At 65.5% G+C, this 24,395-nt stretch carries 20 protein-coding genes and 2 rRNA genes (1 of these 22 only partly in view); 15 read left to right on the top strand and 7 right to left on the bottom strand.

The genetic code is table 11. The features are described from left to right. The 6 genes from DSHI_RS03190 to DSHI_RS03215 form a co-directional block, all read left to right on the top strand. Positions 1-2,671 (top strand): 23S ribosomal RNA (locus DSHI_RS03190) (it extends 228 nt beyond the left edge of the window). Between the two features lie 205 nt (positions 2,672-2,876). Then, a 5S ribosomal RNA gene (rrf, locus tag DSHI_RS03195) occupies positions 2,877-2,991 on the top strand. Between the two features lie 184 nt (positions 2,992-3,175). Next, on the top strand, positions 3,176-3,826 hold the full coding sequence (locus DSHI_RS03200; RefSeq protein ID WP_157865231.1) for a hypothetical protein: 651 nt from the start codon (positions 3,176-3,178) through the stop codon (positions 3,824-3,826). Positions 3,827-4,035: 209 nt separating this feature from the next. Next, positions 4,036-4,743, top strand: coding sequence for an ABC transporter permease (locus DSHI_RS03205; RefSeq protein WP_044027611.1), 708 nt, complete (start codon positions 4,036-4,038; stop codon positions 4,741-4,743). After that, entirely contained in the window at positions 4,736-5,491 is a 756-nt protein-coding gene (locus DSHI_RS03210; RefSeq protein ID WP_012177305.1) for an ATP-binding cassette domain-containing protein, read from the top strand. The genes DSHI_RS03205 and DSHI_RS03210 overlap by 8 nt, the downstream gene beginning before the upstream one ends. 36 nt (positions 5,492-5,527) lie before the next feature. Continuing rightward, positions 5,528-6,358, top strand: coding sequence for an ABC transporter substrate-binding protein (locus DSHI_RS03215; RefSeq protein ID WP_012177306.1), 831 nt, complete (start codon positions 5,528-5,530; stop codon positions 6,356-6,358). Positions 6,359-6,364: 6 nt separating this feature from the next. Here the strand turns inward: DSHI_RS03215 and DSHI_RS03220 are convergent, their stop codons facing one another. Further along, positions 6,365-7,237 carry a helix-turn-helix transcriptional regulator gene (locus DSHI_RS03220; protein WP_012177307.1) on the bottom strand — a complete coding sequence of 291 codons (873 nt, stop codon included), beginning with the start codon at positions 7,235-7,237 and terminating at the stop codon, positions 6,365-6,367. A 64-nt stretch (positions 7,238-7,301) separates the two neighbouring features. Next, the gene (glpD, locus tag DSHI_RS03225; protein WP_012177308.1) at positions 7,302-8,897 is read right to left on the bottom strand and encodes a glycerol-3-phosphate dehydrogenase; all 1,596 of its coding nucleotides are present in this window, start codon (positions 8,895-8,897) and stop codon (positions 7,302-7,304) included. A 183-nt stretch (positions 8,898-9,080) separates the two neighbouring features. Here glpD and DSHI_RS03230 point away from each other — a divergent pair, with 183 nt between their 5' ends. Continuing rightward, positions 9,081-9,854: a DeoR/GlpR family DNA-binding transcription regulator gene (locus DSHI_RS03230; protein ID WP_012177309.1), complete on the top strand. Its 774-nt coding sequence runs from the start codon at positions 9,081-9,083 to the stop codon at positions 9,852-9,854. On the opposite strand, the gene DSHI_RS03235 is transcribed toward DSHI_RS03230, so the two are convergent. Together DSHI_RS03235 and DSHI_RS03240 are read right to left on the bottom strand one after the other, a co-directional pair. Beyond that, positions 9,832-10,980: an acetate/propionate family kinase gene (locus tag DSHI_RS03235; protein ID WP_012177310.1), complete on the bottom strand. Its 1,149-nt coding sequence runs from the start codon at positions 10,978-10,980 to the stop codon at positions 9,832-9,834. The two genes, DSHI_RS03230 and DSHI_RS03235, sit on opposite strands and share 23 nt — an antisense overlap. After that, positions 10,977-12,341, bottom strand: a complete 1,365-nt coding sequence (locus DSHI_RS03240; protein WP_044027612.1) for a bifunctional enoyl-CoA hydratase/phosphate acetyltransferase — start codon at positions 12,339-12,341, stop codon at positions 10,977-10,979. The genes DSHI_RS03235 and DSHI_RS03240 overlap by 4 nt, the downstream gene beginning before the upstream one ends. A 255-nt stretch (positions 12,342-12,596) precedes the next feature. On the opposite strand from DSHI_RS03240, the gene DSHI_RS03245 reads away from it, so the two are divergent. Next, on the top strand, positions 12,597-13,406 hold the full coding sequence (locus tag DSHI_RS03245) for a hypothetical protein (RefSeq protein ID WP_012177312.1): 810 nt from the start codon (positions 12,597-12,599) through the stop codon (positions 13,404-13,406). A gap of 2 nt (positions 13,407-13,408) precedes the next feature. On the opposite strand, the gene DSHI_RS03250 is transcribed toward DSHI_RS03245, so the two are convergent. From DSHI_RS03250 to DSHI_RS03260, 3 genes are all read right to left on the bottom strand, one after another. Next, positions 13,409-15,610, bottom strand: coding sequence for a cyclic nucleotide-binding domain-containing protein (locus DSHI_RS03250; protein WP_012177313.1), 2,202 nt, complete (start codon positions 15,608-15,610; stop codon positions 13,409-13,411). A 198-nt stretch (positions 15,611-15,808) separates the two neighbouring features. After that, positions 15,809-16,474, bottom strand: a complete 666-nt coding sequence (locus DSHI_RS03255) for an alpha/beta hydrolase (RefSeq protein ID WP_012177314.1) — start codon at positions 16,472-16,474, stop codon at positions 15,809-15,811. Next, positions 16,471-17,394, bottom strand: coding sequence for a ring-cleaving dioxygenase (locus DSHI_RS03260; protein ID WP_012177315.1), 924 nt, complete (start codon positions 17,392-17,394; stop codon positions 16,471-16,473). Before DSHI_RS03260 ends, DSHI_RS03255 begins: the two co-directional genes overlap by 4 nt. Positions 17,395-17,585: 191 nt before the next feature. Between DSHI_RS03260 and DSHI_RS03265 the strand changes: the two genes are divergently transcribed. The 7 genes from DSHI_RS03265 (at position 17,586) to uvrC (ending at position 24,306) form a co-directional block, all read left to right on the top strand. Next, positions 17,586-18,542, top strand: coding sequence for an ABC transporter ATP-binding protein (locus DSHI_RS03265; RefSeq protein ID WP_012177316.1), 957 nt, complete (start codon positions 17,586-17,588; stop codon positions 18,540-18,542). Then, complete coding sequence (locus DSHI_RS03270; RefSeq protein ID WP_012177317.1) at positions 18,539-19,300, top strand: ABC transporter permease; 762 nt, start codon at positions 18,539-18,541, stop codon at positions 19,298-19,300. The genes DSHI_RS03265 and DSHI_RS03270 overlap by 4 nt, the downstream gene beginning before the upstream one ends. 101 nt (positions 19,301-19,401) lie before the next feature. Next, positions 19,402-20,199, top strand: coding sequence for a S49 family peptidase (locus tag DSHI_RS03275; RefSeq protein WP_012177318.1), 798 nt, complete (start codon positions 19,402-19,404; stop codon positions 20,197-20,199). Positions 20,200-20,203: 4 nt separating this feature from the next. Next, entirely contained in the window at positions 20,204-20,374 is a 171-nt protein-coding gene (locus DSHI_RS22540; protein WP_012177319.1) for a hypothetical protein, read from the top strand. A 2-nt stretch (positions 20,375-20,376) separates the two neighbouring features. Then, on the top strand, positions 20,377-21,315 hold the full coding sequence (locus DSHI_RS03285) for a calcium/sodium antiporter (protein WP_012177320.1): 939 nt from the start codon (positions 20,377-20,379) through the stop codon (positions 21,313-21,315). A 10-nt stretch (positions 21,316-21,325) separates the two neighbouring features. Beyond that, positions 21,326-22,117 carry an SDR family oxidoreductase gene (locus DSHI_RS03290; protein WP_012177321.1) on the top strand — a complete coding sequence of 264 codons (792 nt, stop codon included), beginning with the start codon at positions 21,326-21,328 and terminating at the stop codon, positions 22,115-22,117. Between the two features lie 293 nt (positions 22,118-22,410). Next, positions 22,411-24,306, top strand: coding sequence for an excinuclease ABC subunit UvrC (gene uvrC, locus DSHI_RS03295; RefSeq protein ID WP_012177322.1), 1,896 nt, complete (start codon positions 22,411-22,413; stop codon positions 24,304-24,306). The last annotated feature ends 89 nt before the right edge of the window (positions 24,307-24,395 follow it).

The raw sequence follows: 24,395 nt of genomic DNA on the forward strand, positions 1-24,395 counted from the left end.
GAAGTGGTTATCAGGCTATATAGCCAGGTACTTTAGGACTGAATACATAGGTCTTAAAGAGCAAACCCGGGGAACTGAAACATCTAAGTACCCGGAGGAAAGGACATCAACAGATACTCCCCTAGTAGCGGCGAGCGAACGGGGACCAGCCGAGCCATGCGAGTGACAAGAACTGTTTGGAAAGACAGGCCATAGTGGGTGACAGCCCCGTATTGGAAGCTCAATTGGACGTATTAAGTAGGGCGGGACACGTGAAATCCTGTCTGAACATCGGGGGACCACCCTCGAAGGCTAAGTACTCCTTGCTGACCGATAGTGAACCAGTACCGTGAGGGAAAGGTGAAAAGCACCCCGACGAGGGGAGTGAAACAGTTTCTGAAACCGGACGCCTACAAGCAGTCGGAGCCACATCAGTGGTGACGGCGTACCTTTTGTATAATGGGTCATCGACTTGGTCTCACGAGCAAGCTTAAGCCGTTAGGTGTAGGCGCAGCGAAAGCGAGTCTTAATAGGGCGCATGAGTTCGTGGGATCAGACCCGAAACCGAGTGATCTAGGCATGATCAGGATGAAGGTTGGGTAACACCAACTGGAGGTCCGAACCCACACCTGTTGAAAAAGGTCGGGATGAATTGTGCCTAGGGGTGAAAGGCCAATCAAACTCGGAGATAGCTGGTTCTCTGCGAAATCTATTTAGGTAGAGCGTCATCCGAATACCCCGGGGGGTAGAGCACTGGATGGGTAATGGGGCCCCACAGGCTTACTGATCCTAACCAAACTCCGAATACCCGGGAGTACTAGATGGCAGACACACTGCGGATGCTAACGTCCGTAGTGGAGAGGGAAACAACCCTGACCTACAGCTAAGGCCCCCAATTCATGGCTAAGTGGGAAAGCAGGTGGGACGACCAAAACAACCAGGAGGTTGGCTTAGAAGCAGCCATCCTTTAAAGATAGCGTAACAGCTCACTGGTCTAAACAAGTTGTCCTGCGGCGAAGATGTAACGGGGCTCAAGCCATGAGCCGAAGCTTAGGATGCACGTAGTGCATGGTAGCAGAGCGTGGTGTGACATAACCCATTCCTCTTGAGGATCTTCGGATCCTGCGGAGGACCGGGTTTGACTGTGAAGCCGGCGCGTGAGCGATCCGGTGGAGTGATCACCAGTGAGAATGATGACATGAGTAGCGACAAACAGGGTGAGAGACCCTGTCGCCGAAAGTCCAAGGGTTCCTGCTTAAAGTTAATCTGAGCAGGGTAAGCCGACCCCTAAGGCGAGGCCGAAAGGCGTAGTCGATGGGAACCAGGTTAATATTCCTGGGCCAGGAGGATGTGACGGATCGAGACTGTTGTTCACCCTTATCGGATTGGGTGGGCCGCTGATCGGTTCCTGGAAATAGCCCTCCATGAGATCGTACCCTAAACCGACACAGGTGGACTGGTAGAGAATACCAAGGCGCTTGAGAGAACGATGTTGAAGGAACTCGGCAAAATACCTCCGTAAGTTCGCGAGAAGGAGGCCCCGTTCGTAGGCAACTATGGGCGGGGGGCACAAACCAGGGGGTGGCGACTGTTTACTAAAAACACAGGGCTCTGCGAAGTCGCAAGACGACGTATAGGGTCTGACGCCTGCCCGGTGCCGGAAGGTTAAAAGGAGGTGTGCAAGCACCGAATTGAAGCCCCGGTAAACGGCGGCCGTAACTATAACGGTCCTAAGGTAGCGAAATTCCTTGTCGGGTAAGTTCCGACCTGCACGAATGGCGTAACGACTTCCCCGCTGTCTCCAACATCGACTCAGCGAAATTGAATTGCCTGTCAAGATGCAGGCTTCCCGCGGTTAGACGGAAAGACCCCGTGCACCTTTACTACAGCTTCACACTGGCATCAGGCCATGCATGTGCAGGATAGGTGGTAGGCTTTGAAGCAGGAACGCCAGTTCCTGTGGAGCCTCCCTTGAGATACCACCCTTGCATCGCTTGATGTCTAACCGCGGTCCGTTATCCGGATCCGGGACCCTGTGTGGCGGGTAGTTTGACTGGGGCGGTCGCCTCCTAAAGCGTAACGGAGGCGCGCGAAGGTTGGCTCAGAGCGGTCGGAAATCGCTCGTTGAGTGCAATGGCAGAAGCCAGCCTGACTGCGAGACTGACAAGTCGAGCAGAGTCGAAAGACGGCCATAGTGATCCGGTGGTCCCGAGTGGAAGGGCCATCGCTCAACGGATAAAAGGTACGCCGGGGATAACAGGCTGATGGTGCCCAAGAGTCCATATCGACGGCACCGTTTGGCACCTCGATGTCGGCTCATCTCATCCTGGGGCTGGAGCAGGTCCCAAGGGTACGGCTGTTCGCCGTTTAAAGAGGTACGTGAGCTGGGTTTAGAACGTCGTGAGACAGTTCGGTCCCTATCTGCCGTGGGTGTAGGATACTTGAGAGGAGTTGCCCCTAGTACGAGAGGACCGGGGTGAACGATCCACTGGTGGACCAGTTGTCGTGCCAACGGCAGTGCTGGGTAGCTATGATCGGACAGGATAACCGCTGAAGGCATCTAAGCGGGAAGCCCCCCTCAAAACAAGGTATCCCTGAGGACCGTGGTAGACCACCACGTCGATAGGCCGGAGGTGTAAGCGCAGCAATGCGCTCAGCTGACCGGTACTAATGGTCCGATAGGCTTGATTTGATCCAGTAGACGGCAAATGCCCCTACACACAAATCAAAGCATACACGAACTTGGCTTGGACGCCGATGTGAAGACCCACCTGAATATCAGGTGGTAAGCGCTGCACCTGGATAACCCGCGGTGTTGGAACGCGTTGTCGGCTCCGCCGAAACGCTGCCTCCAACCAGGAAAAACCCAAGTGCAACGCACTTGGTTTTTTCCTCGGTTTGGTGGTCATAGCGCGAGCAAAACACCCGATCCCATCCCGAACTCGGTCGTTAAGTGCCGTAGCGCCGATGGTACTGCGTCTCAAGACGTGGGAGAGTAGGTCACCGCCAAACCTAGAAAAAAACCAATAACTCTCTATAGGATCCAATAATAACTCTCTATAGGATCCAATCACGCCCCATCGAGATCATGTGACTTTCGCCCCACCGGCGATATCTGTCATCCATGCGTGGCGTCGGTTTCATCTTTCTTCTGCTTGCAGCGATGCTGCCCAGGCCGGTTGTGGCGTCCGAGCCCATGAGCCTGATCGTGTCCCGCAATGCGGCAACGACATCCCTCTATATCATGGCGCCTGCGGCACCGGTCCTCGACGCGGTTGCCGCACTCGGGCGCGATCTGCGGACGGATCTGTCCGAGCCGATCACGTTTGCCCGGGGTCACGAGATTGCGGCGCAAGCGATGATCCATCTCGCCGCCCAGACGCAGGTTCTGTCGAAGGATGGCGCGCATCCCACCTCCGCCTTGCCGACCCTGCTGCACGCTGGCGTGGATCGTCTGCCGTTCGACACGCCGCTGCAGGCGTCGATTTCGACAACCGTGTGCAGCACACCGACCGCCCCGATCGCGCCCTTGTCGGAGTTGTACCTCTATACCGGCCTTCGTGCCGACGTCGGTCTGGACGCTGCGGACCTCGTGCTGGAGTTGCCGGGCGATGGCTTCGCGCATGTCCCGGTTGCGGTGCGTCTCTATGAACGGGGGCGCTTCGTCGATGCGTTCGAGACCACCGTGTCCGCAGACGGCGTGCTGCGTTTGAGCCCGGATGCGGCCGGCCGCGCTATCCCGGTCTGGCCTGTGATCCTGGGTAGCCTGGCGTTCGGCCTTGTTGCCGTAACCGGGCTGCAGGCTGTTAGAAGAACGCGCCGACATGCTGCCCTTCGACGCCCGTGATGGACCCGCATCTACCGATGCAGGTGTTCAGAGCAGACTTCTCTGCGCCATGAGGCTGATGCGACGCTCATCGACGTCGCACCCAACGCCCTGAAAAGGCTTGCCCAACGCAGGGCTTTTTCCGTGCCTTGCGATCATCTCTCGAATTACCGCTGGCAAGCTATGCATTTTTGTGCATTATTTCCCAAGTGGCGGGGGAGATACCTGATTTGTCTGGTTTCTGGAGCGTTTTGGCAGATGCGATCGGTCTGGTCCTGGTGTGGGATCCGGACCTGGTCGAGATCATCGGCCTCTCTTTGCGCGTCACCCTGACTGCCGTCGCGGTGGCCTGTGTGATCGGCCTCCCCCTCGGGGCGGCGGCTGGCGCTTTCCGCTTCCCCGGCCGTACGGTCCTTGTGGTCCTCTTGAACGCAGCGATGGGGCTGCCCCCTGTGGTGGTGGGGCTGCTGGTGTACCTGATGCTGTCTGCGGCCGGGCCCCTGGGCACACTTGGCCTGCTTTATACGCCCACCGCGATGATCATCGCCCAGGCGGTGTTGGTCACGCCTATCGTGGCCGCGCTGACCTGCCAAGTGGTGGCGGATCTCGACGCGGAATACTCCGAACAATTCGCCTCGCTTCAGGTCGGACCGGTCGACCGGATTGGCGCCTATCTCTGGGATGCGCGCTATACCCTTTTGACGGTGGCGCTTGCGGGGTTCGGGCGGGCCGTGGCGGAGGTTGGCGCGGTGATGATCGTCGGCGGCAATATCGACCATGCCACCCGGGTGATGACCACCACGATCGCGCTGGAGACGTCCAAGGGCAATCTCGAACTGGCCCTGGCCCTGGGCATCATCCTGCTCTGCATGGCGGTGATCGTGAACGCGCTGGTAATGTCGATCCGCGCCTCGGCGGTGAGGGCGGCCTATGCGTGACTTCCACACCCATCCGGAGCTGGAGCTTGGCGACAAGCTTCTCGAAGCCCGCGACATCGTGCTGATGCGCGGCGGCAAGCGGCTGCTCGACGGTGTCGACCTGTCCCTGCCTGCCGGTCGGCGCACGGTGATCATGGGGGCCAATGGCGCGGGCAAGAGCCTGCTGCTGCGGGTCCTGCACGGGCTCATTGCGCCCGATGCGGGCCAGGTCCTCTGGCACGGCGCCCCCCTGTCGGCAGAGGCGCGGCAGGCGCAATCTATGGTGCTGCAGCGCCCGGTCCTGCTGCGACGCTCGGTTCTGGGCAACCTGCGCTTCGCCCTGTCGGTCCGCGGCATCCGCGGCAAGGAGCGCGCGGCCCGCGAGGCCGAGGCGCTCGACCGTGCGGGGCTGTCCGAGTTTGCCCGCCGCCCGGCGCGGGTGCTCTCGGGGGGCGAGCAGCAACGTCTCGCCGTGGCGCGGGCCCTGTCCACCGCGCCCCGGATGCTCCTGCTCGACGAGCCGACTGCCAGCCTCGATCCCGCCGCCACGCGGCAGATCGAAAGCCAGATCAACGCGGCCCATGGTGCCGGGGTCACTGTCGTGATGGTCACCCATGATCACGGCCAGGCGAGGCGGATGGCGGATGATATCCTCTTCCTGCACCGGGGCCGCGTGGCCGAGGCCGGGCCGGCGCAGCAGGTGCTCACCGCGCCGCGCAGCGCCGCGGTCGCCGCCTGGCTCGACGGCCGGTTCTACGACGGCCCCTGATATCCATTCCCGATCCCCTGAACTGGAGGAGTCCCGATGAGACTTGCCCTGATATCCTCGCTCTTCGCTGCTTGCCTCGGCGCAGCCACAACGCTCGCCGGGGTCGCACAGGCCTCGGAGCCGTCCATCCTCGTGCAGTCCACGACCTCGACCCAGAATTCCGGGCTCTTCGACCATATCCTGCCCATTTTCGAGGCCGAGACCGGCATCGATGTGCAGGTCGTGGCCGTCGGGACGGGGCAGGCCCTGCGCAATGCGGCCAACGGGGACGGCGATGTCCTGTTCGTTCATGCCAAGGCTGCCGAAGAAAAATTCGTTGCCGACGGGTTCGGCGTGTCCCGCGCCGATGTGATGTATAACGACTTCGTCATCGTCGGTCCCGCCGCGGACCCCGCCGGTGTCGGCGGGAGCAGCGATGCGGTGGCGGCCCTGGCGCAGATCGCCGAAGCCCAGGCGCCCTTCCTCAGCCGCGGCGACGACAGCGGCACCAACAAGGCCGAGCTGCGCCTCTGGTCCGAGACCGGCATCGACGCCCAGGCGGCGTCGGGCGACTGGTATCGCGAAACCGGCTCCGGCATGGGCGCGACGCTGAACACCGGCATCGCCATGAACGGCTACGTCATGACCGACCGCGCCACCTGGATCGCCTTTGGCAACAAGCAGAACCACGAGATTCTCGTGGAAGGCGACCCCAAGCTTTTCAACCAGTATGGGATCATCCTCGTAAACCCCGAGCGTCACGCCCATGTCAAAGCCGATCTCGGTCAGCAATTCGTCGACTGGATCCTGTCGGAAGAAGGGCAAGCCGCGATCGCGTCCTTCAAGGTCGACGGGCAGCAGCTCTTCTTCCCGAACGCGGGCGGTTGATCCGGCTCACGGTCCGTTCCAGCGGACCGTGCCAAGCTCGGACACGTCGTAGCCCCCCAGCGCCCGCGCCTTTTCCAAGGCCGCGGGCGTTGACGCGAATTGCAGCAGGCGCTGGAACGGATCCGAGAAATAGAACGCCCGGTCGACCAGCAAGTCGAAGCGTTCCTCCACGATCGGCACGAAGCCCAGCTTGAACTGCCGTGCCATGGCCGCAAGTCCCAGCGCCGCGTCCGCCTCGCCGGAGGCGACCGCCTCCGCCGCCTCGTGCTCGGTTCGGGCCACATCCGTCCCCGTGACCAGGTCGGACAGTGCCATCCCCGCATCGTCCAGCAACCGCTCCAGCAATACCGCCGCCCCGGCGCCCAGCTGGCGCAGCACGACACGCTGGCCTCGCAGGGCGGCCACATCTTTGACATCGGCGGCAAGGGCAGGGGACAGCAGCAGCCCCCGTTGGCGTATCGCCCATCCGATCAGCACGCAGTCGCGCACCCCCTGCGCCCGCACGCTGCCCACGTTCCAGCCGTCGTCTTCGGGGATGTGCAGCCCGCAGAACGCGGCCTCTCGCGCCGCGAAGCGCGCGAGCCCTTCGGCACTGCCATTCTGCAACACCGCCAGCCCGCAGTCGGAGGCCCCGACCGCCCAGGCGAGCCACGGATCATGCGACCCGGTCAGCACCGGAGGCAGGGCGGTCGCCTGCCGGTCTCCTTCGATCCAGTCGAGAAGTTCCTCGCGCGGGAACAGCAGTTTCCCTGTGATCCGGCGATGGGGGATCTCGTCCGCGCCGGCCAGGTCATAGACCTTCCGCTCCCGCACCCGCAGCAAATCCGCCACCTCCTTGGTGGTCAGAAATCTCGGGGCGTCAGGGGCGTTGAGGTCCATGGCTCCGCGCGGTTGTCCATTCCTGCCCGGACGATGGGGACAAATCCCGCACCGCGCAAGGCCCTTATGCGGCCGATTGCGGCAGGGTGCGGCGCGCTGCCTGCATCCAGCGGTCCAGCGTTACGATCTCTTCGGCGCTCATCCGCAGGCCCAGCTTGCTGCGCCGCCAGACCACGTCCTCGGCCTGCCGCGCATATTCGCGCGTCATAAGCCAGCGCACCTCCCGCGCGGTCAGGGTCGCGCCGAACCCCTCGCCCAGATCGGCTTCGGTCTTCGCGTCGCCCAGCACCTCCCACGCGTCGCGCCCATAGGCGCGGATCAGCCGCGTCGCCCACCGTGCGCTCAGGAACGGATAGGCCGCGCGCAGCTGCGCGATCAGCTCCTCGACCCCGTCCACCGGGAAATTGCCCCCGGGCAGTGCCACGCCGGCGGTCCACGGCCCCGCGCCGACGGGCAGCTGCGCGCCGATCTGCGCCAACGCGCTTTCCGCCAGCCGCCGATAGGTGGTGATCTTGCCGCCGAACACGTTCAGCACCGGCGCCCCGGCCGCGGCATCGGTCTTGAGCGTGTAATCCCGCGTCGCCGCCGTCACGCTGCTCGCGCCGTCATCATAAAGCGGCCGCACCCCGGAATAGGTCCAGACCACGTCCTCGGCCGTGATGTCCTGCTTGAAATACTGGTTCGCGAAGGCCAGCAGGTAGTCGCGCTCCTCCGGCGTGCATTCGGGCTTCTGCGAGGGGTCCGGATGCTCCGCATCGGTGGTGCCGATCAGGGTGAAATCCGTCTCGTAGGGGATCGCGAAGATGATCCGCCCATCGGTCCCCTGGAAGAAGTAGCACTTGTCGTGGTCATAGAGCTTGGGCACCACGATGTGACTGCCCCGCACCAGCCGCACCGTGTCCGGCACGTTCAGCCGCAGGGTCCCGGTCAGCAGTTCGGCGACCCAGGGCCCGCCTGCGTTCACCAGCATCTTCGCCCGGAAACTGCGCCGCGTGCCGGTGTCGGCCTCTTGGGTCTCGATCCGCCAGTGATCGGCATGCCGCTCGGTCGCGACGACCTTGGTGCGCATGTGAATCTCCGCCCCGCGCGCCTCCGCATCGCGCGCGTTCAGGACCACCAGACGCGAATCCTCCACCCAGCAGTCGGAATACTCGAACGCCTTCTCGAACCGCGGCTCCAACGGTGCGCCTTCGGGCGTGCCCTGCAGCGACAGGGTCTCGGTCCCCGGCAGGATCTTCCGTCCGCCCAGGTTGTCATAGAGGAACAGCCCCAGCCGGATCAGCCAGGCGGGCCGCCGCCCCTTCATCCAGGGCATGAAAATGCCCAGCAGTTTCGAGGTCGGGGTCTGCCCTTCGAAGCGCATGTCCGGGTGATAGGGCAGCACGAACCGCTTGGGCCAGCTGATATGGGGCATCGCGCGCAGCAGCACCTCCCGCTCGATCAGGGCCTCGCGCACCAGCCGGAATTCGAAATACTCCAGGTATCGCAGCCCGCCATGGAAGAGCTTGGTGGACCCCGACGAAGTGCCCGAGGCCAGATCGTTCATCTCGGCCAGCGCCACCGAGAGCCCGCGCCCGGCGGCATCGCGCGCGATCCCGCAACCATTGATGCCCCCCCCGATGATGAAGAGGTCGTGCAATTTCGCGTCTGTTTCCGGCATGGTCATGGGAGCACTCGCATCTGCGTTTGTGCGCGGTTTAGGGCAAAGCGAACAAAAAAGAAAATCACTTTGGTGAAACAATCGGCCAAGCGCGCGGTTTCGAGCGTATCCGCGCGCAGACATCCACGCTTGCAGTTTGCACGAAAACCCGAACACTGGCCGTCAAAGCCCAGCGGAGTGCCCATGACCCAGACCCTGCGTCACCCGGAAATCCTCGAGATCGCCCGCCGCGACGGCAAGGTGACCGTGGACCGGCTGGCGGCCCATTTCGGCGTTACCCTGCAAACCATCCGCCGCGATCTGAGCGATCTGGCCGAAGCCGGGCGGCTGGAGCGTGTCCATGGCGGCGCCGTGCTGCCCTCGGGCACGTCCAACGTCGCCTATGAGGAACGCCGCGCGCTCAACACCGGGGCGAAGCGGGCGATGGCCCGGGCCTGTGCTGCGCAGATCCCCAACGGCATTTCCCTGTTTCTGAACATCGGCACCAGCACCGAGGCCGTGGCGCAGGAACTTCTGCATCATACCGACCTGTTGGTGATCACCAACAACATGAACGTGGCGCGCATTCTCACGGCCAACCCCGATTGCGAGGTGATCCTCACCGGCGGGCAGTTGCGGCGCAGCGATGGCGGGCTGATCGGGGCGTTGGCGGTCGAGAGCATCCGCGCGTTCAAATTCGACCTGGCAGTGATCGGGTGCTCGGCGCTGGATACGGAGGGCGATCTGCTGGACTTCGATATCCAGGAGGTCGGGGTCAGCCGCGCGATCCTGGCCCAGTCCCGGCGCACCTTCGTCGTGGCCGATCACTCCAAGTTCAGCCGCAAGGCCCCGGCCCGCATCGCCTCGCTCAGCGCGGTCGAGACCCTCTTTACCGATCAGCCGGTGTCGCCCCCGGTGGCCGAGGCCTGCGCGGGCTGGTCCACCCGGATCGTGGTCACGGGTGCAGGGCCGCGCTGACCGCGCGCGCAATGACCAGCTCTTCATTGGTGGGAATGACCAGGATCGGCACCGGCCCGGTCGCGACCCGCGTGGCGTTCCGCGCATTGGCCTCGGCGTCCAGCGACAGGCCGAGATAGTCCATCCCCTCGATCACGCGCGCCCGTATGACGGCCGCGTTCTCTCCGATGCCGCCGCAGAACACCAGGGCGTCGATCCCGCCCAGCACAGCCGTCATTGCCCCTAGTTCCCGCCGGATACGGAACACGTAGTAATCGATGGCCTCCGCCGCCCTCGGGTCGTCGCTCGCCTGCAGGGTGCGCATGTCATGGCTGAAGCCCGACAGTCCCTGCAGCCCACTTTCCTCGTAGAGGATCGAGGTGATCTCCTCCCGGCTCATGCCCTGCTCCATCATGTAGAGCAGCACGCCGGGGTCGAGCTGTCCGCAGCGCGTGCCCATGGGCAACCCGTCCAGCGCCGAGAAGCCCATGGTGGACCCGACACTGCGCCCGTCGCGCACCGCGCACATCGACGCGCCGTTTCCGAGATGCGCGATCACCACCCGCCCGGCGGCCAGTTCCGGACAGTCCGCGCGCAGCTTGTCGGTGATGTAGTCGTAGGAGAGCCCGTGAAACCCGTAGCGCCGCACGCCCGCCTCGTAGAAGCGGCGGGGCAGGGCGAAGGTGTCGTTCACCCAGGGATGTCCCGCATGGAACGCCGTGTCGAAACAGCCGATCTGCACCGCGTCGGGGAATGCCTGCCGCGCGGCGGCCACCATGGCCAGGTTGTGGGGCTGATGCAGCGGCGCCAGCGGCACGAACGCCTCCAGCGCCTCGATCACATCGGGCGTCAACTCCACCGGTGCCGTGAAGGCGCCGCCGCCATGGACGATCCTGTGGCCGACCCCGACCACCTGCCGTCCGGACAGGATCGGGCGCAGGGCGGCGAGGATCGCGTGCAGGGCTGCGGCATGGTCCGTCGGCCCGAGATCCCGTTTCGTCGCCGGGTTGGTGTTCACGATCAGCCGCGCCGCTGGCCCGAGCCCATCGACTTCACCCGCCACGATCAGAAGCGGCGCATTGGCCGCCTCGTAGACCGCGAACTTTACCGAGGAGCTGCCCGCGTTCAGTGTCAGCAGGACACTCAAGCGGTGGCTCCGACAAGGAGCGCCGCGATCGCACACGAGGCGAGCCGCGCCTTGTCGTTATCGGCGCGACTGTTCAGGATGACAGGGCATTGTGCCCCCATCACGATCCCGCCTGCATCCGCATGGGCGAGATATGTCAGCTGCTTGGCCAGCATGTTGCCCGCTTCCATGTTGGGTACGATCAGGATATCGGCCTGTCCCGCCACCTTCGATATGATGCCCTTTGTGCGCGCCGCGGCCAGGTCCACCGCGTTGTCCATGGCCAGCGGTCCGTCCACCAGCCCGCCGGTGATCTGCCCGCGCTCGGCCATCTTCGACAGGATCGCGGCGTCGAGCGTGGAGGGGATCGCCGGGTTGACCGTCTCCACCGCCGACAGGATCCCGACCTTCGGCATCGTGACCCCGATGGCCAGCGCCAGGTCGATGGCGTTCTGGGTGATATCCGCCTTGGTCTTGAGATCGGGCGCGATGTTGATCGCCGCATCCGAGATGAACAGCGGATGATCGAGCCCGGGCACATCCATCACGAAAACATGGCTCAGCCGCCGGGTGCCGCGCAGGCCCCCGTCCTTCTTCAGGATCGCCGAGAGCAGGACATCCGTATGCAAATGCCCCTTCATGATCGCCTTGGCGCGTCCCTCATGGACCAGCCGCACCGCGCAGGCCGCTGCGGCCTTGTGATGGGGCTCGGCGATGATCTCGTAAGGGGCCAGGTCGATGCCCTTCTCCGCCGCCGCCGCCGCGATCCTGTCCGGGTCCCCGATCAGCAGCGGCGTGATCAGCGTGTGCTCGGCCCCGAGGATCGTGCCCGCCAGCGCGTCGGGCTCTTCGGGGGCCACCACCGCCGTAGGAAAGGGGGGCAGGGGTTCAGCCCGAAGGATCATCCGCTCGAAATGCACATGGCGCTGCACCAGCAAGCCCGGCACATTGGCTGCGTCAAGCATGATGCGGGTCTCCGGCGCGATCACCTCCGCCTCCCCGTCCAGAAGGCGTCGCCCCCCCTGGGTCTCGACGATGGTTTCCAGCCGCACCACCCGGTCCGCCTTTTTCTCCAGCAACTTGACCCGCGCCACCACCGTCTCGCCGGCCAGCACCGGCGCACGGAAGAAAAGCGACTGCGCGCGGTACCGCATGCCGGGACCCGGCAATTTGTTGCCCAGCACCGACGAGATCAGGGAGGCCACCCACATCGCCGGCGCAACCGCTTCGGGCACGCCATCGCCATCGCCGTCCTGGTCCGGCACGGTCAGCGGGTTGAAATTGCCCGAGGCGTTGGCAAAGACGATCAGGTCCTCTTCCCGGCAGAGCCGGGAGGTCTCTGCCGTCGCGCCGATCTCCAGGTCGTCGAATACACTGCTCATGGGTCTGCCTTCTGCCAGTCTCGGTTCCGCGGGGAGGGTGCGGGGGCACATGTCATGTGATGGCGCCCATGGTGTTCAACCTTTCCAAACCTGCAACCCACTGCGCCGCGACCATTGCGCGCTGCCCCGGGACGGTTGCTAAAACGGTTCGTTTTCTGAAAACCGTGCGACTCGCCACAGGTGACAGCTGTCGACTTTCCCGAAGGCATGGCCGCGCGCGTTGATTTGGCGCCGGAGCAATGCTAGCGCGAACTCATGAAGCAAATCATGTGCATCAACTGGGGCACCAAGTACGGCGCGCCTTACATCAACCGGCTTTACGACATGGTCGCGCGCCATACCACGCCGCCCTTCCGGTTCGTGTGTTTCACCGACACGCGCCAGGGCGTGCGCCCGGAAGTGGAGTGTTTCGACCTGCCCGAGATGCCCGGCTTCATGCCCGAGCGCACCATCGGGCAGTGGCCGAAATCCCGGCTCTGGGCACCGACGCTCGGCGATCTCGAAGGGCCGGTGCTGTTTCTGGACCTGGATGCGTCGATCGTCGGCTCGCTCGATGATTTCTTCGACTACGGCTCGCCCGAGGACGTGATCCTTGCCCGCAACCAGGCCAAGCCGCTGCACAAGCTCGGCCAGACCTCGGTCTACAGGATGCCCGTGGGGGCGCTCGCCTCCCTGCAGCCGATTTTCGCCGCAGACCCCCAGGGGATCGCCGACAAATACCGGTTCGAGCAGCATTTCGTCACCAAGAACGCGCCAAACGGTGTCAAGTTCTGGCCGCGGGCCTGGGTGTCCCACTTCCGGATCGACTGCATCCCGCGGTTTCCGTTCAACTATTTTCGCGCCCCGCGCCCACCCGAGGATTCCCGGGTGGTGATCTTCGCAGGCGCGCTCAACCCGCCGGACGCGGTGCGGGGACGGTATCACCGCACCTTGCCCCATCTGGCGCCCTGGCCTCACATCAAGCGCGCGCTGACCCAGAAGAAGAAGCTCAAGGCGATCCGGCAGTACCTGCTGCCTGCGCCGTGGGTGGAGGACGTGCCCCTGCCCGAGACGCCCAAGGAGTAGGCTCAGCGGCTCTCGCGCAGCATCCGCAAGGTGCGGTGGTGTTTGCGCGACAACGCGGTGGCGATCATCCGGTGCCAGGCCGCGGCAAGTTCCGGGTCGTCCCTGGTGCGCTGGTCAAGCTCGGACCGATTGAACCGGTACACGGTCGCGGCTGTTTCGGCGATCACATCCGCGGCCCGGGGCAGGCCTGCATAGCTTGCAATCTCGCCGATCAGGGCTCCGGGGCGCAGGGATTGGATCCGGCGCATCCGCCCGTCCGGGGTGGGGGCCAGCACCGCCAGCTGCCCGCGCTCCACCAGGATCACGTCCGTGTCCCGGTCGCCGCAGGCCATCAAACGCTGCCCCGCCGCGACCTCCTCGCGGGTCATCATCGACAAAACACGCTGCGCAAGTGCGGCATCCCCGAGCGTGGCGTCGAGGAAGGCGCGCGCGCCCGCGCCTGTCTCGGCCGCCTCCAGTCGCGTCAGCAGCCGGTCCTCGGCGGCCTCCAACGCGGCGTCCGTCGCACTCGCGAACCGCATGGCCGGGTCCGGGCCGAGCAGCGCTTCCAGACGGACGAGTGCTGCGGCCACCGCGGGGCTGGCTTCGGTGATGACGATCTGCACCTGGCTGTTGCGCGCGAGGAAATCGAGCTTCTGCAAGGCGGCAAGCGCCGCGCTGTCGAGCGCGCTCACCCGCGCAAAATCAAGCAGGATCGTGTCGGGCCTGTTGGGCCGGTTCAGGGCCGCGCGGACATGCTCCAGCAACTGCTCCACCGATCCGAAGAACAAGAAACCGCGCAGGGTCAGGGTCAGAACCCGGTGCGCCTCCCGGTCGAGCACCGCGCTTTGCGCCGGGCCCCGGTCCACCGAACTGCGCCGTACGTTCAGATCCGCGAGCCGCGTGACCACGGGCAGTCGTGCGTAGCTGATCGCGAAGATCAGCGAGGCGGCAACGATACCGAAGCCGATCGCTGGCAGGATGCCGAAGACCACCGTCACCAGCACGATCCCGGCGGAGATCGCCCAATCCGCGAGGGGTTGTTGGCGGTATTGCTGCAACAGCCAGCGCGACAGGATCGTGTAGCCGATATAGACCAGCAGCCCGGTCGCCACGAAGGTGGGCGTGAAGGCGACGATCGCCGGTGCGTAGACCAGGCTTGCTGCAAGAAACCCCAGAAGAACGATCCGTGCCACCGGACCGCGCGCGCCCAGGGCCTGCATCGAGACCGTGTTCACAGAGGAGACATAGCTGATACTGCCGCCCATCGCGCCAAGACCCACATTCGTCAGGCCGGTGACCGACAGGGCGCGGCGCGTCTCGATATCCGTGCGCAGGGCCAGCTCGATCCCCGTCAGGTTCAGCATGGCGCCGAGAATGCCGATCAGCGCCGCGGCGGCGATCAGCGCGACGTGGCCCGACACGAAGCTCCAGGAAATCGCGTCGAACAAGCCCGGGTGCCAGCCGATCAGCGCCTCCTGCGTGCTGCGCGGCGGCAGGTAGCCGAGGGTGCGGGCGTCTTCGGGGCCGAGCCCCTGGGCGCTCAGCACCCCGTAGAAGGCCAGAAAGGCCAGCAGGACCGCAAGGAAAGGGCCGAGATCCGCGCGCCACCGGGCCAGCAGACCGATCGCCCCCGTCAGTCCGAGCGTCAGCGCGAGGGCGGGCAGGGCCTCGACGGGCAGGCGGGCGAGACCTTGCAGGCCAGGCGCCGGTGCATCCACGATCCGCGACAGGCCCGCGAGGATCAGGATCATGCCCGCGCTCGCCAGGAACCCGGCAGAGACCGGATGCGGCATCAGCCGCACCACCCGCCCCACATCCAGCGCCGACAGGATCAGCATCCCGACCCCGGTGACAACCGCCGAGAGGCCCAACAGCGCCAGCATGGTCGCCACCCGGCTCTCCGGGCTCAGGGCCGCCGCGGTTGGGTCCGCCAAAAGGTAAGCCGCAGGCAGCAATGCCGCGACCGGCACGTTCTGCAACGCCCCCACTGCGGTCGGCGGCATCCCCGGAATCGCCGTCAGCGCGCAGGTCGCCACGATGCAACTGGCCAGCAGGAGCGCCGTACTCAGCCCCAGTCCCACCGCCAGCGCGCCCGCAAAGACCAGCCCCGAGAGCGCCACCGCCTGTCCCAGCAGGTTGAACCCCACCAGAAGCCCCGCCACGACAGAGGGAACGACTGGCGCGGCGCCCGACTTCGGGCGGCCGCTCACCCCCACTGACACGGGGCGGGTCCGCGCTGCCGGGCGCGGGAGGGCAGTGGGCAGGCCGGGAAATTGCGCATGGGGGTTGGGCGGAGCCTCCGAAACCGTGTCAGTGTCGGCGCATCCCGGACGAGGGCGGCCTGCCCCGCAGGCGTGCCACGGGGCGGCCAATGCGTCAACAGACCGGACCGGATGGTCCAGCCCGCGATGCTGGCGCGGTCAGGCGGCAGGGCGGTTCAGAAGGCCGCGCAGGGCGGTGATGTCCTCGGACAGCAGCCCATGCCCCGCCCCCGGCGCGGTCACCGTGTCGACGGTCGCCTCGAGGCGTCTAAACACCTCCGCCGATCTTTGTGCCCGGGCGTGCGGGATATGCGGGTCCTGTTCATAGACACTCAGGTAGACGGGCAGCCCGCGCAGGTCGGTGTCATAGTCGAACCGCTTGTCGCCATGCCCATAAAGTGCGGGCGTCGGCGCGCCGTCCGTGTCCCCGGTGCCCACCAGCGCGCCTGAAAACCCAAACGCCCCGGCCAGCCCCGTGCCCTGCCGCGCCGCATATTCCAGCGCAAGGCACGCGCCCTGGCTGAACCCGGCCACGGCGATCCGTGCGCGGGGCAGGCCCTCGGCCTCCAGTGCCGCGAAGGCATCCGCAACGGCATCCAGTCCGGCCTCCAAAGGCGCGGCCATCTCGGCATGGGGCGCCAGGAACGAGGTTGGCCACCAGGACCGGGCCGGATGCTCCGGCCCGATCAGCGCAAGATCGGGAAGGCCCAGGGCCTCCCCAACCTGCAGGATGTCGGCGGCGGACCCGCCCCGTCCATGGACAAGGACGAGGCCCGCCGGGGCGCGGGACGCAGGCGCCCCGCCCCGCACCAGCCGCGCGGTCATGCGGCGGTCCTGAGCGGCGGCAGCACCCGCTCGATCCGGTCGCGAAGCGGCTCGTGCTGCGGCGGCAGCATAAGCTTCCGGCCCAGGGCCTCCATCGGCTCGTCCGTGGCGAAGCCCGGCGGGTCGGTGGCGATCTCGAACAGGACACCGCCCGGCTCCCGGAAGTAGATCGCGTCGAAATACTGCCGGTCGATCACCGGGGTCAAGCCATGCCCCAGGCCCAGAAGTTTCTCACGCCAGCCCATGTGGGTGTCGTGATCCTGCGCCCGGAAGGCCACGTGATGGATCGTGCCCGCCCCGGACCGCCCGATGGACGGGGTGTCGGTGCGGATCAGGTCGACCACCGCGCCGCGAGCATCGCCGGGGGCGACCAGTCGCAGCCGTTCGATCCCCTCGCCGGTCTCGGTGCCGCCATCGGTATAGCCGAACACCTCGGTCAGCAGTTTGGCGGTGGGCTCCGGGTCGGCCTCCCACAGGGTGACCGAGTGGAACCCGTCCAGCGGCGCCTGCGCCACCCGGTCGGTCTCGATCAATTCTACCGGCGCGCCGTCCGGGTCGCGCAGGGTGATCACGCGCTGGCCGAACCGCTCAACGGGGCCGTTGAAGTCGATGGCATCCTCGGCAAGGCGTGCCATCCAGCCGTCGAACCGGCCTGCGGGAACGGCGTAGGCATAGGCGCTCGCCATGCCCGGCCCGGCGCGCCCGGGGCCCGCATCCACGAAGGGGAAGAAGGTCAGGATCGTGCCCGGCTCTGCGGTCTCGTTGCCGTAATAGAGGTGATAGGTGTCCGGCGCGTCGAAATTCACGGTCTTCTTGACCAGCCGCTGTCCCAGCGTGCCGGTGAAGAAATCCAGGTTGTCCTGCGGCGGTCCGGAGATCGCGGTGACATGGTGCAGGCCGGGAATGGTGTTGTGTTTCATGGATGCCTCCGTCAGGTGCGGCGGCGTCAGTGCCGCGGCTTGACCCGCAACATAAGCCCCCGAGGCATTCGCACAATTCCACGGTCTCGCGCCGTTTCTGTGCATTTTCGCAGGGCGGGCCGCGCGCGCATGGCCTTTCGCCCGCCGCGCTCCGGGCCTAGAGTGCCGCTCTCGCCAACCCGGAGCCCCTGATGTCCCAGCCTGTCGCAGATATCGTCACCATCACCGACCTGGTGAAAGCCTATCCCGGCGGCTTTACCGCATTGAACGGTGTCACCCTGTCGATCCGGGAGGGGGAGATCCTCGCCCTGCTGGGGCCGAACGGGGCGGGCAAGACCACGCTGATCTCCACCATCTGCGGGCTCACCATGCCCACGGGCGGCACGGTCACCGTGGGCGGGCATGACGTGGTCGCCGACTATCGCGCCACGCGCCGGATGATCGGGCTGGTCCCGCAGGAGCTGTCGCTGGAGCCGTTCGAGACGGTGGAGGCGACGGTCGCCTTTTCCCGCGGGTTGTTCGGCAGGCCCCGCGACCCCGCCCGGATCGAAAAGATCCTCCGCGACCTGAGCCTGTGGGACAAGCGCGCCTCGAAGATCGTCGCATTGTCGGGCGGGATGAAACGGCGGGTGCTGATCGCCAAGGCGCTGGCCCATGACCCGAAGGTGCTGTTTCTCGACGAACCCACCGCCGGGGTCGATGTGGAGCTGCGCCGGGACATGTGGCGCGTGGTCGAAGCGCTGAAGGCGGCGGGTGTCACCATCATCCTGACCACCCACTATATCGAAGAGGCCGAGGCGATCGCCGACCGCATCGCGGTGATCAACAAGGGCGAGATCCTGCTGGTCGAGGAAACCGCGGGCCTGATGGCACGCATGGGCAAGAAGGAGGCGGTGATCGACCTCGCCGCGCCGCTGGAGGCGCTGCCCGCGGCCCTGACCGGTCCTGACCTGACCCTCGCTGCGGGCGGGCATCAGATCGTCTACACTTACGACACCCAGGCCGAGCGCACGGGCATCCGCCGCGTGCTCAACGAGCTGGACGCCGCGGGCATCGTGATGCGCGACCTGTCCACCCGGCAAAGCTCCCTGGAGGACGTGTTCGTCTCGCTCGTCCACGACGACGCGCCCCGGGAGGCCGCCCAATGAACTTCGCCGCGATCCAGACGATCTTCCGCTACGAGATGCACCGGTTCTTCCGCACCATGCTGCAAAGCCTGATCTCGCCGATCCTGTCCACCTCGCTCTATTTCGTGGTGTTCGGGGCGGCCATCGGCGCGCGGATGGAGGAAGTCGACGGCACCTCCTACGGGGCCTTTATCGTGCCGGGGCTGATCATGCTGTCGGTGCTGACGCAATCGGTGTCCAATGCCAGCTTCGGGATCTATTTCCCCAAGTTCATCGGCACGATCTACGAAATCCTCAGCGCCCCGATCTCGGCGCTGGAGATCGTGATCGGCTATGTGGGTGCGGCGGCGTTCAAGGCGCTGCTGATCGGGCTGATCATCCTCGGCACGGCGTTCCTGTTCGTGCCGCTGGAGATCCAGCACCCGATCTGGATGTTGTGTTTCCTGGTGCTGACCTGCATCGCCTTCAGCCTGCTGGGCTTCATCATCGGCGTTCTCGCGCAGAATTTCGAGCAATTGCAACTGGTTCCGCTGCTGATCATCACGCCGCTGGTGTTCCTCGGGGGCAGCTTCTACTCGATCTCGATGCTGCCGCCGATCTGGCAGACCGTGACCCTGTTCAACCCGGTGGTCTACCTGATCTCGGGCTTTCGGTGGTCGTTCTTCGGCACCGCCGACGTGCCCGTGGTCTGGAGCCTGCTTGCCATTCTCGCCTTCACGCTGGCCTGTTTCGGCGCGATCTGGTGGATCTTCCGCTCCGGCTACCGCATCCGGGGCTGAGCGGCGCGGCCCCGCGCCGGGCGGGCAGGGTGGCAACAGTATTTGCGCCCTGCGCGCGCCGCGCCTTGCCGCTGGGCAGGTCGCGGCTTACATCGCCCACCATGAAACGCTGGCTCCCCTTCGTGAAATCGGACCCGACCGTCGCCGTGGTGCGCCTGCAAGGCGCGATCGCGGCCACAGGCCGTGGCATGTTGAATGATCAGTCCGTGGGGCCGCTGCTGGAACGCGCGTTCACCAAGGGCAAACCGGACGCGGTGGCGCTGGTGATCAACTCCCCCGGCGGCTCGCCCGCCCAAAGCTCGCTGATCGGCGCGCGCATCCGGCGGCTGGCTGAGGAAAAAGAGGTGCCTGTCTACGCCTTCGTCGAAGATGTGGCGGCCTCGGGCGGCTACTGGATCGCGGCCGCGGCGGACGAGATCTGGCTCGACGCGACCTCCATCGTCGGCTCGATCGGGGTGATCTCGGCCTCTTTCGGCTTCCACGAGTTGATGGAACGGCAGGGGATCGAACGGCGCGTCTATACCGCGGGCAAGGACAAGTCCCTGCTGGACCCGTTCCGCCCGGAACGCCCCGAGGATGTCGAGCGGCTCAAGGGTCTGCAGGCCCAGCTGCACGAGACCTTCAAGGGCCATATCACCGCCCGGCGCGGCGCGAAGCTGCCCGAGGATCGCGACCTCTATACCGGCGAGGTCTGGATCGGCCAGCAGGGCATCGATGTGGGTCTCGCCGACGGGATCGGCCACGTGGCCCCGGTGATGAAAGAGAAATTCGGCGACAAGACCCGGTTCCGGACCTATGGCCCGCGCCGCCCGCTGATCAGCCGCTTTGGCTTCTCGGTGGTGGACGACACGCTGCATGCCCTGGAGGCGCGCGGTCTCTGGGCACGCTACGGGCTGTGATCGCATGATGATCAAGGCGGTCACGATCTTCCTGGTCGGCATGGCGATCCTCGCCATGTTCGGCAAGCTGCGCCTGCCCTATATCGGGCGCGTCTCGCTGAAGAAACCTGTGAAATGCAAGTCCTGCGGCCGCTACCTGCTGTCCAGCGACCCGTGTAGCTGCGGCAAGGGATAGCGATGGACTTCCTCCTTGCGGGGCTCGGCCTCGTCATTCTTGTTCTGGCTGGCGACAGTCTGGTCAAAGGTGCGGTCAATCTCAGCCTGCGTGTCGGGATCCCGGCGCTGATCGTGTCGCTGACCATCGTCGCCTTCGGCACCTCCGCGCCGGAGCTTCTGATCTCCATCGCGGCGGTGAAGGATGGCGCACCGGGGCTGGCGCTGGGCAATGTGGTCGGCTCGAACACCGCCAATATCCTGTTGGTGCTGGGGATACCGGCCCTGCTGGCGGGGCTGCACACCGCCGATTGCGACACCAGGCGCAGCTACGTGCAGATGCTGGCGGCGACGATCCTGTTCATCGCGGTGTGTTTCCTGGGCCCGATCACCTGGATGCACGGGCTGGTGCTGCTGGCCGCGCTGGGCTGGATGCTATTCGACGCGTTCCGCGAGGCCAAGGCCCACAAGAACGCCCTCCCCGAGGTCGAAGAGGTCGAGGGCGCGGACCCCGACATGCCCTGGTGGCGGATCGTCATGTTCCTGTTTCTGGGGCTCGTCGGCCTGCCCCTGGGGGCGGACCTGCTGGTGGATGCGTCGATCAACATCGCGCGCGCGTTCGGCATCTCCGAAGAGGTGATCGGCCTGACCCTTGTGGCTTTCGGCACCTCCCTGCCGGAACTGGCCACCACCGTCATGGCCTCGATCCGGCGGCAGGCCGATGTGGCGCTGGGCAACGTGATCGGGTCGAACATGTTCAACCTGCTGGCGATCATCGGGATCACTGCGATGGTGGGGGACATCCCCGTCTCGGCCGAATTCCTGACCTTCGATCTGTGGGTGATGCTGGGGGCGTCGCTCCTGCTGATCCCGTTCGTCTATTTCCGGGTGAATTTGAAGCGAACGGCCGGTGTTGTCTTGACGGGGCTCTATGTCGCCTATGTGGTCGCGCTGCTGACGTGAGGGGCGGGACATGACACAGGCGATGGCAGGGGCGGCCCTGGTGACCGGCGCGGGCAAACGGCTCGGCGCGGCGATGGCACTCTTTCTGGCGGAGCGGGGGCACGACGTGGCCGTGCATTATGCCAGCTCCGGCGACGCCGCCGAGGACGTGGCCGCGCAGATCCGCGCCATGGGCCGCAAGGCGGTGACCGTGCAGGCCGACCTGCTGGTCGAGACCGAGACCGCCACGCTGGTGCCCCGCGCGGCCGAGGCGCTGGGCCCCCTGAGCGTACTGGTCAACAACGCCTCGATCTTCGAATATGACAGCCTGGAGAGTGCCACGCGCGACAGCTGGGACCGCCATTTCGAAAGCAATCTGCGCGCGCCCTTCGTGCTGATCCAGGCGTTTGCCGCCCAGGCCCCCGAGACCGGGCGCGACGGCAATGACGAGCCCCTGGCGCGCGCGCTGGTGGTCAACCTGATCGACCAGCGGGTGCGCAAGCTGACGCCGGAGTTCATGACCTACACCCTGGCCAAGATGGGGCTCTGGGCCTTCACGCAGACCGCGGCACAGGCCCTCGCCCCGCGCATCCGCGTCAATGCCATCGGGCCGGGGCCGACCCTGCGCGGCGGGCGGCAGTCGGTGGAACATTTCGCCAAGCAGCGCGCCGCGACGATCCTCGGGCGCGGGGCCGACCCCGCCGGCATCACCGCCGCGCTGGGCTACTTTCTGGATGCACCTGCCGTGACCGGGCAGCTTTTGTGTGTGGATGGCGGCCAGCACCTGTCCTGGGAGACGCCGGACGTGATCGGAGTGGAATAAACTTCGCCGCAAGCGGGTTTCCGCGGGCGAAAACCCGCTTGGAAGCCTTGACTTGTCCACCGGGCTCAAGCAGCCCTCCGAGAGTGTCATGATTCTTTTACTTTGATTGACATTTAGAGTGTCAGCCTGAATTGTCTCATCTTTCCAGCAGGTTAGATGGCTGCCCAAATTTTAATCAAAGTGAAGAAGTCGGCTGAAACAAAGGGAAAATCCGGGTTGCCGAAAACTTGCCCCCAGAGTTATCCACATAAGTGGTGGACAAAGCCGCACAGGCCAGTCGGAGCAGCAATGAGATGAGCGACAATGGCGAACTGTCGGACGGATTGGACCCCGAAGCGGAGGCGCTGACCGGTCATGCGCGCATCCAGGCCTATCTGAAAACCCTCGACGGCTCGCCCGGGGTGTACCGGATGCTCGATGCGCAATCCCGGGTGCTCTACGTGGGCAAGGCGCGCAACCTCAAGGCGCGGGTGTCGAACTACGCGCGCCCCTCGGGGCACTCGGCGCGGATCGCGCGGATGATCTCCGAGACCGCGTCGATGATGTTCCTGACCACGCGGACCGAGACCGAGGCGCTGCTGCTGGAGCAGAACCTCATCAAGCAGCTCAAGCCGCGCTACAACGTGCTGTTGCGCGACGACAAGAGCTTTCCGAACATCCTCGTGGCCAAGGACCACGCCTATCCGCAGATCCGCAAGCATCGCGGGCGCAAGGCCACCAAGGGCGCCTATTACGGCCCCTTCGCCAGTGCGGGGGCGGTGAACCGGACGCTCAACCAGCTGCAGAAGGCCTTCCTGCTGCGCAACTGCTCGGACGCGATGTTCGAAAGCCGCACGCGCCCCTGCCTGCTCTACCAGATCAAGCGCTGCTCGGGCCCGTGCGTCGGCTATATCTCCGAAGAGGATTACGACGCCTCCGTGCGCGATGCCGAACGGTTCCTGTCGGGCAAGTCCACCGAGGTGCAGGAACGCCTCGCCGTCCAGATGACCGAGGCTGCCGAGGCGATGGAGTTCGAGCGCGCCGCCGCCCTGCGCGACCGCATCCGCGCCATGACCCAGGTGCAGTCGGCCCAGGGCATCAACCCGCGCGGCGTGTCCGAGGCGGATGTGATCGCGCTCCACCTCGAGAACGGGCAGGCCTGCGTGCAGGTGTTCTTCATCCGAGCAAACCAGAACTGGGGCAACCGCGACTTCTATCCGCGCACCGGGGCGGGGGCCGAGGCGCCCGAAATCCTCGAAGCCTTCCTCGGGCAGTTCTACGACCAGAAGGACCCGCCCCGGCAGATCCTGCTGTCCCATCCGATCGACAACCATGACCTCATGGCCGACGCGCTGGGCGAAAAGAGGGGCCGCAAGGTCGAGATCCTCGTGCCCAAGCGCGGCGAAAAGGCCGAGTTGATCGCCGGGGCAGAGCGCAACGCCCGCGAGAGCCTCGCCCGCCGCATGGCCGAAAGCGCCACGCAGACCAAGCTGCTGCGCGGTCTGGCCGAGGCCTTCGATCTGGACGCGCCGCCAAAGCGGATCGAGGTCTACGACAACTCCCATATCCAGGGCACGGACGCGGTCGGCGCGATGATCGTGTCGGGCCCGGACGGGTTCCTGAAATCCCAGTACCGCAAGTTCAACATTCGCGGCACCGACCTGACCCCGGGCGACGATTTCGGCATGATGAAAGAGGTGTTGCAACGCCGCTTCCAGCGCCTGCTGAAAGAAGACCCCGACCGCGAGAGCGAGGCTTGGCCGGACCTGTTGCTGATCGACGGCGGGGCGGGGCAGGTCTCGGCGGTGGCGGACATCCTCGGCGATCTCGGGGTGGAGGACGTGCCCTTCATCGGCGTGGCCAAGGGCGTGGACCGCGACGCGGGCAAGGAGGAATTCCACCGCCCCGGTGCGCGCCCCACGGCTCTCCGCCACAACGACCCGGTGCTTTATTTCGTCCAGCGCCTGCGCGACGAGGCGCACCGTTTCGCCATCGGCACGCACCGGGCGAAGCGGTCGAAATCGGTCTCCCGCACGCCGCTCGACGATGTGCCGGGGGTGGGTGCCAAGCGCAAGCGCGCATTGCTGGCGCATTTCGGCTCCGCCAAGGCGGTCAGCCGCGCCAATCTGTCGGACCTCAAGGCGGTCGAGGGCGTCTCGGCGACCATGGCGCAGACCATCTACGACTTCTTTCACGACCAGAAGGGCTGACGCCCCTACCCAGTTTCGGTGATTGCACCCGCGCGTCGGCGGGCTACACTGCCTGCCAAGGGTTCGGACACCAGAACCCAGCGAAAGGG

Origin of the sequence: Dinoroseobacter shibae DFL 12 = DSM 16493 (genome assembly GCF_000018145.1) — a bacterium.
Taxonomy (GTDB): Bacteria; Pseudomonadota; Alphaproteobacteria; order Rhodobacterales; family Rhodobacteraceae; genus Dinoroseobacter; species Dinoroseobacter shibae.